The sequence below is a fragment of the Pseudomonas sp. 4CAES_32.4 genome, assembly GCF_058136335.1.
Genome location: NZ_CM176882.1, coordinates 5,539,978 through 5,554,347, shown reverse-complemented (window position 1 = coordinate 5,554,347; position 14,370 = coordinate 5,539,978). Strand labels below are relative to the sequence as shown.

Annotated in this window: 14 protein-coding genes; 6 read left to right on the top strand and 8 right to left on the bottom strand. The window is 59.0% G+C overall.

Annotation, left to right across the window (positions count from 1 at the left end):
- Window positions 1–133: 133 nt before the first annotated feature.
- Window positions 134–601, top strand: a complete 468-nt coding sequence (gene bfr, locus AC3Y64_RS25015; protein WP_016983567.1) for a bacterioferritin — start codon at window positions 134–136, stop codon at window positions 599–601.
- Window positions 602–666: 65 nt separating this feature from the next.
- Here bfr and uvrA read toward each other — a convergent pair whose 3' ends face one another.
- Window positions 667–3,501: an excinuclease ABC subunit UvrA gene (gene uvrA / locus AC3Y64_RS25010; protein ID WP_489985608.1), complete on the bottom strand. Its 2,835-nt coding sequence runs from the start codon at window positions 3,499–3,501 to the stop codon at window positions 667–669.
- Window positions 3,502–3,692: 191 nt separating this feature from the next.
- Here uvrA and AC3Y64_RS25005 point away from each other — a divergent pair, with 191 nt between their 5' ends.
- Window positions 3,693–5,090 (top strand): MFS transporter, encoded by a 1,398-nt coding sequence (locus AC3Y64_RS25005; RefSeq protein ID WP_489985607.1) that lies wholly within the window; start codon window positions 3,693–3,695, stop codon window positions 5,088–5,090.
- A 9-nt stretch (window positions 5,091–5,099) separates the two neighbouring features.
- Complete coding sequence (locus tag AC3Y64_RS25000) at window positions 5,100–5,624, top strand: single-stranded DNA-binding protein (protein WP_008081898.1); 525 nt, start codon at window positions 5,100–5,102, stop codon at window positions 5,622–5,624.
- A 196-nt stretch (window positions 5,625–5,820) separates the two neighbouring features.
- Here AC3Y64_RS25000 and AC3Y64_RS24995 read toward each other — a convergent pair whose 3' ends face one another.
- From AC3Y64_RS24995 to AC3Y64_RS24965, 7 genes are all read right to left on the bottom strand, one after another.
- A complete protein-coding gene (locus AC3Y64_RS24995; protein ID WP_489985606.1) occupies window positions 5,821–6,978 on the bottom strand; it encodes a glutathionylspermidine synthase family protein in 1,158 nt (385 codons plus the stop codon).
- A 2-nt stretch (window positions 6,979–6,980) separates the two neighbouring features.
- Window positions 6,981–7,670 (bottom strand): DUF1190 domain-containing protein, encoded by a 690-nt coding sequence (locus AC3Y64_RS24990; protein ID WP_489985605.1) that lies wholly within the window; start codon window positions 7,668–7,670, stop codon window positions 6,981–6,983.
- A 17-nt stretch (window positions 7,671–7,687) separates the two neighbouring features.
- The gene (locus AC3Y64_RS24985; protein WP_489985604.1) at window positions 7,688–8,113 is read right to left on the bottom strand and encodes a DUF350 domain-containing protein; all 426 of its coding nucleotides are present in this window, start codon (window positions 8,111–8,113) and stop codon (window positions 7,688–7,690) included.
- A 14-nt stretch (window positions 8,114–8,127) separates the two neighbouring features.
- A complete protein-coding gene (locus AC3Y64_RS24980; RefSeq protein WP_489985603.1) occupies window positions 8,128–8,778 on the bottom strand; it encodes a DUF2491 family protein in 651 nt (216 codons plus the stop codon).
- A gap of 193 nt (window positions 8,779–8,971) precedes the next feature.
- Window positions 8,972–9,670, bottom strand: a complete 699-nt coding sequence (locus tag AC3Y64_RS24975) for a PspA/IM30 family protein (protein WP_489985602.1) — start codon at window positions 9,668–9,670, stop codon at window positions 8,972–8,974.
- A 17-nt stretch (window positions 9,671–9,687) separates the two neighbouring features.
- Window positions 9,688–10,356 (bottom strand): YjfI family protein, encoded by a 669-nt coding sequence (locus AC3Y64_RS24970; protein ID WP_489985601.1) that lies wholly within the window; start codon window positions 10,354–10,356, stop codon window positions 9,688–9,690.
- Between the two features lie 145 nt (window positions 10,357–10,501).
- Complete coding sequence (locus AC3Y64_RS24965) at window positions 10,502–11,056, bottom strand: cysteine hydrolase family protein (RefSeq protein WP_489985600.1); 555 nt, start codon at window positions 11,054–11,056, stop codon at window positions 10,502–10,504.
- Window positions 11,057–11,157: 101 nt separating this feature from the next.
- Between AC3Y64_RS24965 and AC3Y64_RS24960 the strand changes: the two genes are divergently transcribed.
- The 3 genes from AC3Y64_RS24960 to AC3Y64_RS24950 all read left to right on the top strand — a co-directional run bounded on the left by AC3Y64_RS24960 (window position 11,158) and on the right by AC3Y64_RS24950 (window position 14,297).
- Window positions 11,158–12,159 (top strand): GlxA family transcriptional regulator, encoded by a 1,002-nt coding sequence (locus tag AC3Y64_RS24960; protein ID WP_489985599.1) that lies wholly within the window; start codon window positions 11,158–11,160, stop codon window positions 12,157–12,159.
- A gap of 280 nt (window positions 12,160–12,439) precedes the next feature.
- Window positions 12,440–13,549 carry a DUF3182 family protein gene (locus tag AC3Y64_RS24955; protein ID WP_489985598.1) on the top strand — a complete coding sequence of 370 codons (1,110 nt, stop codon included), beginning with the start codon at window positions 12,440–12,442 and terminating at the stop codon, window positions 13,547–13,549.
- Window positions 13,539–14,297, top strand: coding sequence for an alpha/beta hydrolase family protein (locus AC3Y64_RS24950; protein ID WP_489985597.1), 759 nt, complete (start codon window positions 13,539–13,541; stop codon window positions 14,295–14,297). The genes AC3Y64_RS24955 and AC3Y64_RS24950 overlap by 11 nt, the downstream gene beginning before the upstream one ends.
- Window positions 14,298–14,370 lie beyond the last annotated feature (73 nt).

Below are 14,370 nucleotides of genomic sequence, written 5' to 3'. Positions count from 1 at the left end.
CCCTCATTTGGGCGGTTTTTGCGTTATTTAGGCTGCTTTTCTAAGAATATCTTCGCTTTTATTGCGCGTAACGGGTGACCTTCCAGTCAGCTTGGTTCAAACTACAGACTTTCAAGTAGGGAGATGTAGGGCGATGCAAGGCCACCCAGACGTAATCGATTACCTCAACACGTTGCTGACCGGCGAACTGGCCGCGCGTGATCAATATTTCGTTCATTCGCGGATGTATGAGGACTGGGGGTTCACCAAGCTCTACGAGCGAATCAACCACGAGATGGAAGAAGAAGCAGGTCACGCTGATGCGTTGATGCGTCGGATTCTGATGCTCGAAGGCACACCGCGCATGCGTCCGGATGATCTGGATGTCGGCACCACGGTGCCAGAGATGCTCGAGGCGGATCTGCGCCTGGAGTACAAAGTTCGCGCTGCGCTGTGCAAAGGCATCGAACTCTGCGAGCAGCACAAGGACTACGTCAGCCGCGAGATTCTTCGGGTTCAGCTCAACGACACCGAAGAAGATCACACCTACTGGCTGGAAAAGCAGTTGGGCCTGATCAAACTGATCGGTCTCGAGAACTACCTGCAGTCCCACGCTTCCTGATTGCAGTCGATATGAAAAAGCCCCTGTCACTGTTGACGTGACAGGGGCTTTTTCATGGCTGGCGTTTAAGCTCGATCGCGGATCAGCAAAGGTTTAAGGTAATGGCCGGTGTGAGATTGCTTCATGTCGGCGACTTCCTCTGGCGTACCTGTGGCAATGATTTGCCCACCCTTTGAACCGCCCTCAGGTCCGAGATCCACCAGCCAGTCGGCCGTCTTGATCACGTCGAGGTTGTGTTCGATCACCACCACGGTGTTGCCGTGGTCGCGCAGGCGATGCAGTACGTCGAGCAATTGCTGGATATCCGCGAAGTGCAGGCCCGTGGTCGGCTCATCGAGGATGTACAGGGTCTTGCCGGTATCACGCTTGGATAGCTCGCGAGACAGCTTGACCCGCTGCGCTTCACCACCGGACAGTGTGGTCGCCGACTGCCCGAGCTTGATGTACGACAGGCCGACATCCATTAGCGTTTGCAGCTTGCGCGCGAGCGCCGGCACCGCGTCGAAGAACACCCGGGCCTCCTCGATAGTCATTTCGAGGGTTTCATGGATGCTCTTGCCCTTGTATTTGATCTCAAGGGTTTCGCGGTTGTAGCGTTTGCTCTTGCACACGTCGCACGGCACATAGATGTCCGGCAGGAAGTGCATTTCGACTTTGATCAGGCCATCGCCCTGACACGCTTCGCAACGACCGCCCTTGACGTTGAACGAGAAACGTCCTGGGCCGTAACCACGAGAGCGAGACTCGGGAACGCCAGCGAACAGTTCGCGGATCGGCGTAAACAGCCCGGTATACGTCGCCGGGTTGGAGCGCGGCGTACGACCGATCGGGCTCTGGTCGATGTCGACGACTTTGTCGAGATGCTCAAGGCCTTTGATGCTGTCGTGCGCTGCCGCTTCCAGAGTGGTTGCGCCGTTGAGAGCTGTGGCGCTCAGCGGGAACAGCGTGTTGTTGATCAGCGTAGACTTGCCCGAGCCGGACACGCCTGTCACGCATGTCAGCAAGCCGATAGGAATGTCCAGATCAACGTTGCGCAGGTTATTGCCGCGCGCGCCTTTCAACGACAGATTAAGTTTCTTGTTGCGTGGCGTGCGCTTGGCCGGCACTTCGATCTTCACCCGACCAGACAGGTATTTACCCGTCAGGGAATCCGGGTGCGCCATGACTTCGGCCGGGGTACCTTCGGCAACGATCTGCCCGCCATGCACACCGGCGCCCGGGCCGATATCCACGACATAGTCGGCCAGGCGAATCGCGTCTTCGTCGTGCTCGACCACGATCACCGTGTTGCCGATGTCGCGCAGGTGCTTGAGCGTGCCGAGCAACCGGTCGTTGTCACGTTGGTGCAAGCCAATGGACGGCTCGTCGAGGATGTACAAGACACCGACCAGACCTGCACCAATCTGGCTGGCCAGACGAATCCGTTGCGCTTCGCCGCCGGACAGCGTGTCAGCGCTGCGATCCAGCGACAGGTAATCCAGACCAACGTTGACCAGAAACTGCAGACGCTCGCGGATTTCCTTGAGGATCTTGTCGGCAATTTCGCCGCGGCGGCCAGTCATCTTCAGCTCGCCGAAGTAAACGCACGCATCACCGATCGGCAGGTTGGTCACCGCCGGTAGGGTCTTCTCGCCAACCCACACATGCCGCGCTTCACGACGCAGGCGCGTGCCACGGCAATCCGGGCACGCTTGGGTGCTGAGGAACTTGGCCAACTCTTCACGCACGCTCGCCGATTCGGTTTCGCGGTAGCGGCGCTCCAGATTCGGCACGATGCCTTCGAACGGGTGCGAACGTTTGACGATATCGCCACGGTCGTTCAAATACTTGAAGTCGACATTCTGCGAACCGCTGCCGTGCAGGATCTGTTTCTGCTGCTCGGCGGTCAGTTCATTGAACGGTTTTTCCAGACTGAACTTGTAGTGCGAAGCCAGCGAGCCGAGCATCTGGAAGTAATAGACGTTGCGCCTGTCCCAGCCACGTATCGCGCCCTCGGCCAGGGTCAGTTCGCCGTTGACCAGGCGCTTGATGTCGAAGAACTGTTTCACACCCAGACCATCGCATGTCGGGCAGGCGCCGGCCGGGTTATTGAAGGAAAACAGCTTGGGTTCCAGCTCGCTGATCGCGTGGCCGCAGATCGGGCAGGCGAAGCGCGCGGAGAAAATCATCTCTTCGCCCGGCTCGTCGTCCATCGGCGCAACCAGTGCGATGCCGTCCGCCAGTTTCAGCGCGGTTTCGAACGATTCGGCCAGACGCTGTTGCAGATCGGCGCGAACCTTGAAACGGTCGACGATCACGTCAATCGAGTGCTTCTTCTGTTTATCAAGTTTCGGCAGTTCGTCGAGCTCGCAGATACGGCCATTGACCCGGGCGCGCACGAAACCTTGCGCGCGCAGCTCTTCGAAGACCGACAGGTGTTCACCTTTGCGCTCGCGGATCACCGGCGCCAGCAGCATCAATTTGCTGCCTTCGGGCTGAGCCAGCACCAGATCGACCATCTGGCTGACGGTTTGCGCCTCCAGCGGAATATCGTGATCCGGGCAGCGCGGCGTACCAACGCGTGCATAGAGCAGGCGCAGGTAGTCGTAGATTTCGGTGATGGTGCCGACCGTTGAGCGCGGGTTGTGCGAGGTCGACTTCTGTTCGATGGAGATCGCTGGCGACAGGCCCTCGATGGTGTCGACGTCAGGTTTTTCCATCATCGAAAGGAACTGGCGGGCGTAGGCCGACAGCGATTCGACATAACGGCGCTGACCTTCGGCGTACAGTGTGTCGAAGGCCAGGGACGACTTGCCGGATCCGGACAGGCCGGTGATGACGATCAGTTTGTCCCGTGGCAGGGTCAGGTCGATGTTCTTCAGGTTGTGGGTACGGGCCCCACGTATCAGGATCTTGTCCAAAGTGGCCTCGCTCGGCGGGCGTCGAAAACGTAGGAGTATACGGCCAAATACTGGATGGATGCACACTATCAAACGAAGGGTTTTTAGCCCTGGATGAAGAGAGTTTCATCTATACGCGTCAAAGCGTCGCGATCTACCCCGTCTTTCGATGGGACTGGTAGAATCGCCGCCGGTTCACACGAGGTTTTTCCATGCACGATCCCCACAGCGAACGCATGAGTGGCAGCGAGACCCGCGCGGCGAGCGGTCTGGCCCTGGTGTTCGCGTTCCGTATGCTTGGCATGTTCATGGTGTTGCCGGTACTGGCGACCTACGGCATGGATCTGGCGGGAGCGACCCCGGCCCTGATCGGGTTGGCCATTGGCGCTTACGGCCTGACCCAGGCAATCTTTCAGATTCCGTTCGGGGTCATTTCCGACCGCATCGGCCGCCGCCCGGTGATTTACCTCGGGCTGATCGTCTTTGCCCTCGGCAGCGTTCTGGCCTCGCAGGCCGATTCGATCTGGGGCGTGATCGCCGGCCGGATCCTGCAAGGTGCCGGCGCTATTTCTGCGGCGGTCATGGCACTGCTTTCCGACCTCACTCGCGAGCAACACCGGACCAAAGCGATGGCCATGATCGGCATGACCATTGGCCTGTCGTTCGCCGTGGCCATGGTCGTCGGGCCATTGCTGACCCGCGCGTTCGGTCTGTCGGGACTGTTCCTCGCCACTGGTGGCATGGCGCTGGTGGGCATCGTCATCGTGATGTTCATGGTGCCGAAATCCACCGGGCCGCTGACTCACCGCGAATCCGGAGTGGCGCGTCAGGCCTTGATGCCGACGCTCAAGCACCCGGACCTGCTGCGCCTCGATTTAGGTATCTTTGTGTTGCACGCGATGTTGATGTCGAGCTTCGTCGCGCTGCCGTTGGCACTGGTGGAAAAAGCCGGTTTGCCCAAGGAACAACACTGGTGGGTCTACCTCACTGCGCTGCTGATTTCGTTCTTCGCCATGATCCCGTTCATCATCTATGGCGAGAAGAAACGCAAAATGAAACGAGTTTTGCTCGGCGCCGTGATGACGTTGATGCTGACTGAGCTATTCTTCTGGCAGTTCGGCGACAGCCTGCGGGCTCTGGTGATCGGTACGGTGGTGTTCTTCACCGCGTTCAATCTGCTGGAGGCTTCATTGCCGTCGTTGATCAGCAAGGTTTCACCGGCGGGCGGAAAGGGCACAGCCATGGGCGTGTACTCCACCAGCCAGTTCCTCGGTTCGGCACTCGGCGGGATACTCGGCGGCTGGTTGTTTCAGCATGGCGGTCTGTCGGTTGTGTTCCTTGGATGCGCGGGTCTGGCTGCCATCTGGCTGGCCTTTGCTGTTACCATGCGTGAACCTCCCTACGTGACGAGCCTGCGCTTGCCGTTGTCGCCCGAAGCGATCCGCGAAGCGGGTCTGGTCGAGCGCCTCAAGGCCCTCGTAGGGGTAACCGATGCAGTGATAGTTGCTGACGAAGCGGCTGTTTACATCAAACTGGACAAAGAATTAGTGGATCGCGACACCCTCGAACGCCTGGTAAACAACCCGGCCGAGGCTGCTTGCGGCGCTTAGGAGAACGTTATGGCCCGTGGGGTTAACAAAGTCATATTGGTCGGCACTTGCGGCCAGGATCCCGAAGTTCGCTACCTGCCTAACGGTAACGCCGTGACCAACCTGAGTCTGGCAACCAGCGAACAGTGGACCGACAAGCAAACCGGTCAGAAGGTCGAGAAGACCGAATGGCACCGTGTTTCGATGTTCGGCAAAGTCGCCGAAATCGCCGGCGAATACCTGCGCAAGGGTTCGCAGGTTTACATCGAAGGCAAGCTGCAGACCCGCGAGTGGGAAAAAGACGGTATCAAGCGTTACACCACTGAAATCGTGGTCGATATGCAAGGCACCATGCAACTGCTCGGCGGCCGTCCACAACAGGGCGACCAACAAGGCGGCGGCAACAACTACCAGCAGTCCGCTCCGGCTCCACGCCAGCAGGCTCCGCGTCCGCAGCAGTCGGCTCCGCAACAGCGTTCGGCCCCGGCTCCACAGCAGGCCGCACCGCAACCGGCTCCGGATTTCGACAGCTTCGATGACGATATTCCGTTCTGATTCGCTGTTGTAACCGCTGCAAATAAAAAGGCCAGTCGATTAAACGACGGGCTTTTTTTGTATGCAAAAAATCTGTTGTTACCTCAAATCCCTGTGGGAGCTGGCTTGCCAGCGATCGCGGTGGATCAATCAGCAAATCAGTCGACAGATACTCAGTCATCGCTGGCAAGCCAGCTCCCACATTGATAGCAGTCTTTCAGTCGAGGATCAGGTGCGGCAGGAATCTGCTGGAGTCTTTGGTGATCAAACTGTTGTCTTCCCGCACACCAATCCCCGCTGCCTGATCACCAATCACCCAGGAACCGATCAGCGTGTAGCTGTCGCCAAACTTTGGCAGCGGCGCAAATTCCTGCAGGATGAATGGCGCGTCGGTGTAGGGCCCGTCCTCTTTGACGATCAGCCCCTCAGCCGTTTGCAATTCAATGTTGGCGCCTTCGCGGGAAAAGTACGGCTTGCGTACCCAACCCTTGGGCACCGCACTCGCCGGGTTTGGATCGAGATGCGTCGCCAGCAGATTCGGGTGACCTTTGTGCGACTCCCATAACAACGGCAACACGCCCTTGTTCGACAGAATCGCTTTCCACGCCGGCTCGAAAAACTGCGTATCGCAATCGGCAATCGCCGCGCCGAACGGCTCCTGAAAGATGAACTCCCAGGCATGCAGCTTGAACAGGTGCGGGATCCAGCGATCTTCCAGATCGACAAAGCGGCCATCAGCGGTCAGGCCGATGTCTTCGATATCGATGTGCCGCGATTCGATGCCAACCGTTTCCGCGATCAGCCGCAAGTAATCGGTGGTGCCTTTGTCTTCGACCGAATCTTTCATCGAGGAGAAATAGAACGGCCGCTTCAGTTTCAGTTCGGCGAAGGCTTGATGCAGTTTGGTATCGATGCTGTTGAACTGGTCGGCATGGCGCGGCAGCGTGCCGCGTTCGATGCATTGTTCCAGCCAGCCCCACTGAAACGCCGCCGCTTCGTAAAGGCTGGTCGGCGTGTCGTAGTTGAGTTCCAGCAGTTTCGCCGGGCCGTTGCCGCTGTAGGAAAAGTCCATGCGTCCGTACAGATGCGGATGACCTTCGCGCCAGGACGTTCGGATCAGGTCGTAGTACGCCGGCGGAATGCTCAGGCGACCCAGCAGTTCTTCGCTGTTGACCACGCGCTCGACCAGATCCATGCACATCTCGTGCAGTTCAGTGGTCGGGTCTTCCAGATCGTTTTCGATCTGCGCGAGCGAGAACTGGTAGTACGCGCTTTCGTCCCAGTAGGGCTCGTCGTCGATGGTGTGAAACATAAAACCGAGGCTCTCGGCGGTCTGTTTCCAGTCGGGGCGCTCGGCGCAGAGAATCTTTTTCATCGTCAGCTGCTCGAACGACCGGAACTGCTGCCCCAGCCACCCCAACCGCTGCGGGCGCTGGACTGGCTGCCAAAGCCGCCGCGCGATGTCGACGAAGCCACGTTGACCGGTTTGCTCTTGCTGCTCTCGTAATCCGGCTGGCTGCGCGTCGTCGTTTCGGCTGTGCGGTATTGCGTCGAAGTGTTGTACGGCTGGCGCGTATCGCGATCGCGGTACACCGTGCGATTGGCGTTGTTGCTCATTGCGTTGCCGATCAACCAGCCAGTCAGCCAGCCACTGCCGCCGCCACTGGAGGTGTGCGAAGTGTTTTGTACATTCTGCGCTGCCGCCGCTTCACCCGCGGGCATCTGCGCGTCGGCGATGGCGTCGAGGTTCTGCGCCGGCTCACCGTTCTGCGGCACTTTGAAGCCGCCGAGTTTTGGTACGAAGCGACCATCGGAATTTTTCTGACACCAGTCGGCGGCAAAGTCCGCGTCGCACTTGGCCTTGTCGTCGTACGCCGGGGCGATGCGCCGATGTTCGCTGAGCGCGGCGACGTAAGCATTCGAGCAGACATCAGCGGCTACTTCGGCATCGACGCACTGTTCAACGCTCTGGAAGTTGCGCGGCTGATCCACCGCCGCCGCTTCGCCGGAAATGGCCAGGGCCACCGATGCGGCGAGGGACAACTGAACGTATTTACTTCGTTTCATCGAGGGCTTCCTGCCGATCAGTTGGACGGTGTCATGCACGCGGCGTTGATCATGCCGACGCTGATTGCCACCGCAGCGACATAGATGCCGGAAGCGATTTCACCGTTGGCGATGCGCTGGGAAGTGCCTTTGAGTACCAGGCCTGTGGCGAGAAACGCCAGCAGTTGCACAACCGCTGCAATCACCGCCCACAGCACGAAGTCGAGAACGTTGACCGAAAAGGCGATCACGTTGCTGGCTGGGATCGCGAAGCCAATGATCGCCCCGGACAGGGCAATGGCAGCGGCAATGTTGCCGGAGCGGATCAGCTCGAATTCTTTGTGCGGAGTGATGCGTGTGTAGACGAACTGAAACAGCATGAATAGCAGCACAGCGCCAATCAGGTAAACGACGAAACCGACCAGTGCGGTCTTGTTCAGGGAAACGGCCAGCACTTCCAGCATGAAAAACTTCCTTTTTAAATGGTGCTCAAGTCAGTCGTGTACAGCGAGATACCCAGTGAGGTGCTCAGGCTGACGGTGCCTTCTTCGTCCTGTTCGACGGAGAACAACAGCAATTCGCGGCGATCGGTCAGGCCGGTTTCGCGGGCGTATAGCATCGAATGGTGTTCGATGGTGTAGCTCTCGTCCGGGTTGACCACTTGCTCGGTCATTGGCACGAGTTCGGTCTGACCTTGCTCGGTGCCCCATTCGCGGGTGAACTCGACACCGTCGTGGCTGTAAGCCGGAAGGCCGATAGGGCTGCTTGGGCCGGCCAGGCGCTGCAGTTCGGCGTCACTGTTGACGGTCACGTAACTGAGGTAGTTGAACAGGGTGACCGATTCGATCTGGTCGTCGCCGGTGACGTGGATCTGCAGCCAGAAATCCTCGTCGTTCATGTAATAGCGGTGCAGTTTGTTGGACTGGCCGAGGTCGACCCAACCATGGCTCCAGATCGCCTGATCAAAGGGCACGCGCACGGTGGTCGAACCGTCGAGCAATAGCGCCAGCGTCGTATCGAACCTGACAGCCTTGCCTTGCGCCATGCCGAGTGGGCCACTGGCAACGGTCGGTGTTGGCGCAGCAGTCTGCCAGTTGCTGGTGCCCAGCAAATCTTTAAACCATCCCATGGGTACGTTCCTTTGCAGCGGGTGGAAGTGTTCGTCGGCGAAAAAGCGTGGCTAGTGTACCGGGCTGAGCGGGGAACGAGCAGGCAAAGTGAAATGTTGTAGGAGCTGCCGCAGGCTGCGATCTTTTGCTTTTAAAAGACAAGATCAAAAGATCGCAGCCTGCGGCAGCTCCTACACAGAGCAAATTGCAGTGTTACTGAGCCGACTTCTGCTTCAGGCGCTCAAGAATCGCATTGGCGCTGCCTTCGTTCGGCGTGATGCCGGCGTCGCGCAGTTTGCGATCCAGGTCGTTGCCGGTCGAGGCGTCAGCCAGTTCATCGGCTGCACTCAGCTCGGCGGCGCGTTGCTGCTGCTTGGCCTGCAGGCGATTCAGTGTGCCGACGGCGGTTTCCAGTTTGCCATTGGCGCCGCCGCTGGCGATGGAAGCGCTGACCTGGGCTTTCTGCACGCTTTCACGGGCCTTGGCCATGTCCACTTGCTGGCGCAGGCTCTTGATACGCGACTCGGCCTTGCTGATGTCTTTGCGCATGTTTTCGGCGTAGGTGCCGAACTCGTCGCTCTGGGCTTTTTCGGCGGTCAGATCGTTGGTCAGGGTCGAAATCGCTTCGGCCACTTCCAGCGCCAGATCTTCACGACCGGCGTTCAGCGCCGAGACAGCCTTGGCTTCGAGATCCTTGATCTTGGCGTCGTACTCGCTTACGCGGTCGGCGGCCAGTTTGTGCTTGGCCATGATGGTGACCAGTTCACGACGGGCATTCGACAGTGCGGTGTCGGCGTCGCGGATTTCCTGATCGAGGATACGCAGGGCCTGCTGGTCGACGATTGCTTCGCCGACTTCATTGGCGCCGCCGCGCAGTGCGGTGAACAACTTGCTCCAGATGGACTGAGTCATTGGATATTCCCTGTTGATTACTTGAAGAAGTGTTCGAAGGCTTCACTCGCGCGCTGCACGTTGTCGACCAGGGTTTTAACCTCGGTGACGACGTTGGTCAGGCTCGAGTCGGCGCTGAGGGCGCCAAACATGTTGTAAACGGTCTGGCCGTTCGGCATCGACTCGATACCGATCGACGACAGCGGGAACATTTCCCGGCTGCGCAGCACCGCATCGTTGAAGGCGCGCACGTCGGTGATCGAATCGATGTCCACCAGTACGGTGTCGACGATGATCTGCTGGCCGGCCAACGCGATGTGAATCGGCAGGCCGCCGAATTCGTTCATTTCCAGCTTGATGCTGGGTTCGGAGCTCTGGATCAGAGACAGCGTGATCTCTTGCGAAGCCACCTCGTCCAGTGCCTTGAGGGCGTTGAAGAGGCTATCGATATTCCAGTTGTTGCCTGCGCTCATGTAATTCTCCGACATGAAAGAGCCAGCCAGAATCGGTTGGCGTAGCTGTTGCTCCATTTGCTTGAGCAAGCTTCGGTTTTCGGGAAGCACCCAAGTTTCGTGTTTCACATAACCGGCCGCCGCGAGGCCCGCACGCATCTGCTTCATGTAAAAGCTCGACGGTTTTTTTGCGGAAGCCTTTGCGCGCTCTCCCTTCGGGCCTTCTGATTTCGATGTGGGGGAACGGCTTTTCATGGCAATGGCTCGGTTATGAACATCTCACGCGTGAGCCACACTACAACCAAATCAAAGTGCCATCAATGGCTCACGCGTGAGATTTTCATGACAGACGAAAAAAGGCCCGCTGCAAGGCGGGCCGAGACTTTTTGCAAGATATGACTCAGTGATCTTTCGCGAGGAATTCGTCGGTGGACACCACGCTCGCGTAGGCGAAACCCAGCGCTGACATGAACGCGGCGTGGACATGCGCCGCTGGCACGGTAAGGCCATTGAACTCCAGGTCACGGCTGGCGCAGGCATCGTGAATCACTGTGACGCCGTAACCCAGATCCGCCGCCGCCCGGGTGATGCCGTCCACGCACATATGACTCATGCTGCCGACCACCACGAGTTCCTCGATACCTTGCTCGTCGAGGATCGCTTGCAGTTCGGTTTCGCGGAATGAATTGACGAAGTGTTTGAGCACGACAGGTTCGTCGGCACGGTTGAGCACTTTCGGATGCAGCTTGGCGCCCTCCGAACCCGGGGTGAAAAACGGCGCGTCCGCTGAGGTGAATTCGTGGCGAATGTGGACCACCGAATCGCCTGCCTCGCGGAACGCGCCGATCAGCCGGGCGGCATTGTCGGCGGCGGCATCAGCACCGGCCAGCGGCCACTTGCCTTGGGGGAAGTAGTCGTTCTGGATATCGACTACGATGAGCGCTTGCTTGGCCATGGGTGTGTCCTCGATGTGTTGGCTGGAAGTGGCTTCAGTATTGGCGCTGGCCAGCGATTCGAGGATTGGCCGCACCGACAATAGACAGGGGAAAACTGACAATGGGCGCAGAAAGGGCCGCCGTCGCTGAGCTGGGCATATTGATTTACCCCGGTGCGCAGATGGCGGCGGTGCATGGCTTGACCGATCTGTTCGCGGTGGCCGACCGGATTGCCGCCGAGCATCAGACTGCGCAATTGCCGCTGCTGCGGGTCAGTCATTGGCAGGTCGAAGGCGCTCAGTCGCCGGAACGGGGCTATGACAGTCATCCGGGCGCTGAGAGCGATTTGCTTGCGGTGCTGATTCCGCCGTCCATTGGTGGTTTTTCTGCGGCGCAAATGCCGAGCGGTCTGTTGCAGTGGCTACGCGATCAGCATGCTCGTGGCGCGACCCTTGGCGGTGTTTGCGTCGGTTCGCTGATGTTGGCGGAAAGTGGTCTGCTCGATGGCCGTAGCGCCACTGCGCACTGGACGTCGGCCAAGGCTTTTGCCGAGCGTTATCCGAACATCAAACTCAAGGCTGATACGCCCATCGTCGATGACGGCGACCTGATCACCACCGCTGGATTGATGGCCTGGTCGGAACTGGGTCTGCGTCTGGTCGATCGTCTGCTCGGGCCGAGCATCGCCACCGCCACTGCGCGATTTCTGGTAATCGAGCACAGCGACAGCGCGAGTGAGTGCGGGAGTAATTTTGCGCCGATTCTGAATCACGGTGATGCAGCTATTCTCAAGGTTCAGCATTGGCTGCAAAGCACTGGCGCGACGGATGTTTCGCTGACGGCGATGGCTGAGCGGGCAGGGTTGGAGGAACGTACGTTTCTGCGGCGGTTTCGCGCGGCGACAGGGTTGAAGCCGACCGAGTATTGTCAGCACTTGCGGGTGGGCAAAGCGCGGGAAATGCTCGAATTCACCAATGGCACCATCGATCACATTGCCTGGACGGTCGGGTATCAGGATCCGGGGGCGTTCCGCGGGATCTTCAAGAAGATTACCGGGCTGGCGCCGAGTGATTATCGGGCGCGGTTTGGTGTGACGCCAATTCCGAAGGCAACGAATCTCTAATGGAGGAGTGAGCCCGCTCGCGATTGCTGTGCGTCAGTGAAGAACAGTTCGACTGACCCACCGCGATCGCGAGCAGGCTCACTCCTACAAGGGAGCGTGCCAGACTCAAAATCGTGCAAATTGCCGGGTTTTTATGGAGTGTCGTGCAGTTTGAAACAGGCGTGATGCCAGCACGATTCCGCCAAGTTTCTGATTAAACGAGAGTTTCCGTAGAGCAGCCGTTGGCCTGATCTCTGCACCCTTCACCGCTACAGTCATCGAACCGATGGAAGGGGGACGCATGACCCCGACACCCCGCAAAAAAATCGTCGTCGCTCACTCGGTGCGTGCCGACGCGCCACAGCATGAAGTGCAAACCAACAAAGCGCTGGCCCGCTGGCTGGCGCAGATTCTCGGGTTGAAATTCGGTGGCAGTTACGACCCGGAAAAACATCGCGGCCGTGATCTGTACCTGTTGCCCACGCAAACCATTGTTGGCGCTGACCAAGCCCAGGCGCTGGGCATCAAGGGCCCGGAAGATCTGTGGGGCGGCTTTGTCGAACATGACTTCATTTGCACCAAAGCCATCAGCCACGGTCTGCGCAGTCACTTGGGCACAGCGCCACAAGGCTGGTCGACACTGTTCAGCGAACGCACGCGCAGTGTGGTCCTCGACGGTCTCAGCGTGTTTTCGCTGGACGATGCACGGCCCGCTGCCGAGCATTTGTTGTACAGCGGGCCGATTCGTCTGAAGCCGATTCATGCCTGCGCCGGTCGCGGTCAGGAAGTGATCAAAAGTCTGGATGCTTTCGACGAAATCCTCACCCGTCCCGACATTGAAAAGCAGTTCAGCGAGGGCGTGGTGCTGGAGCAGGACTTGAGCGATGTCGTGACGCACAGCGTCGGCCAGTCATTCATCGGCGACAAAGTGCTGAGTTACTGCGGTGATCAATACTTGACCAAGGACGCCCACGGCGAAGAGGTGTATGGCGGCTCGAACCTGCTAGTGGTGCAGGGTGGCTATGAGGATCTGCTGGCGCTGGATTTACCGGACGATGTGCGCCTGGCCATCGAACAGGCGCAGATTTTCGACAGTGCCGCCGACGAGGCCTACCCACGTTTCTACGCCTCGCGCCGCAACTACGACATCGCCCAAGGGCTGGACAACAACGGCAAAACCCGCAGCGGAGTACTCGAACAATCCTGGCGCATGGGTGGCGCGAGCAGCGCTGAAGTCGCCGCGCTGCAAAGCTTCGTCAACGACCCGGGGATGCGCGCGATCCGCGTGTCTTCGGTGGAAACCTATATCGATCAGCCGCTGCCGGCGGACGCCATCGAGGTGTATCGCGGGCCGGCGGAAAACAGTGAATTTCTCCTCAAATACGTAACGGTCAAATCCTATGACGGCTAGAAGCGAAAGCATTCAAATCGACATTGATGATGAACAGATGAGCGGGACGTTTCTCAGTCCCAAATCGAAAGTCCCGGGAGTGTTGTTTGTCCACGGTTGGGGCGGTAGCCAGGAGCGGGATCTGGAGCGGGCCAAAGGCATTGCCGGTCTCGGTTGCGTATGCATGACGTTCGACTTGCGCGGGCATACCGGCGGCACCGGTATCCCGCTGACCCGCGTCACCCGCGAAGACAATCTGCGCGATCTGCTCGCGGCGTATGACCGCTTGCTCGCGCATCCGGCGCTCGATACCTCGGCAATCGCGGTGGTCGGCACCAGTTATGGCGGCTACCTGGCGGCGATCCTCACCTCGTTGCGCCCGGTGCGCTGGCTGGCGTTGCGCGTGCCGGCGCTGTATCGCGACGAGCAATGGCATACGCCCAAGCGTGAGCTGGATAAAGCGGATTTGCGAGATTACCGAAGCACCCTGGTGCGCGCGGACACCAATCGGGCGCTGCATGCCTGCTCACAATTCACCGGGGACGTGTTGCTGGTGGAGTCGGAAACCGATGACTACGTGCCACACGCGGCGATCATGAGTTATCGGGCGGCGTGTCAGCAGACGCATTCGCTGACGCACCGGATCATTGATGGTGCCGATCACGCGTTGAGCGAACCGGTTTCGCAGCAGGCGTACACCTCGATTCTGGTGGACTGGATTACCGAGATGGTGGTGGGTGAGCGGTTGAGCATTATTCAATCTACATAATCTGTGTTGATTGTTCGGGCCTCATCGCTAGCAGGGCTAGCCCTGCTAGCGATGGCGGCATCCGCCACACCGC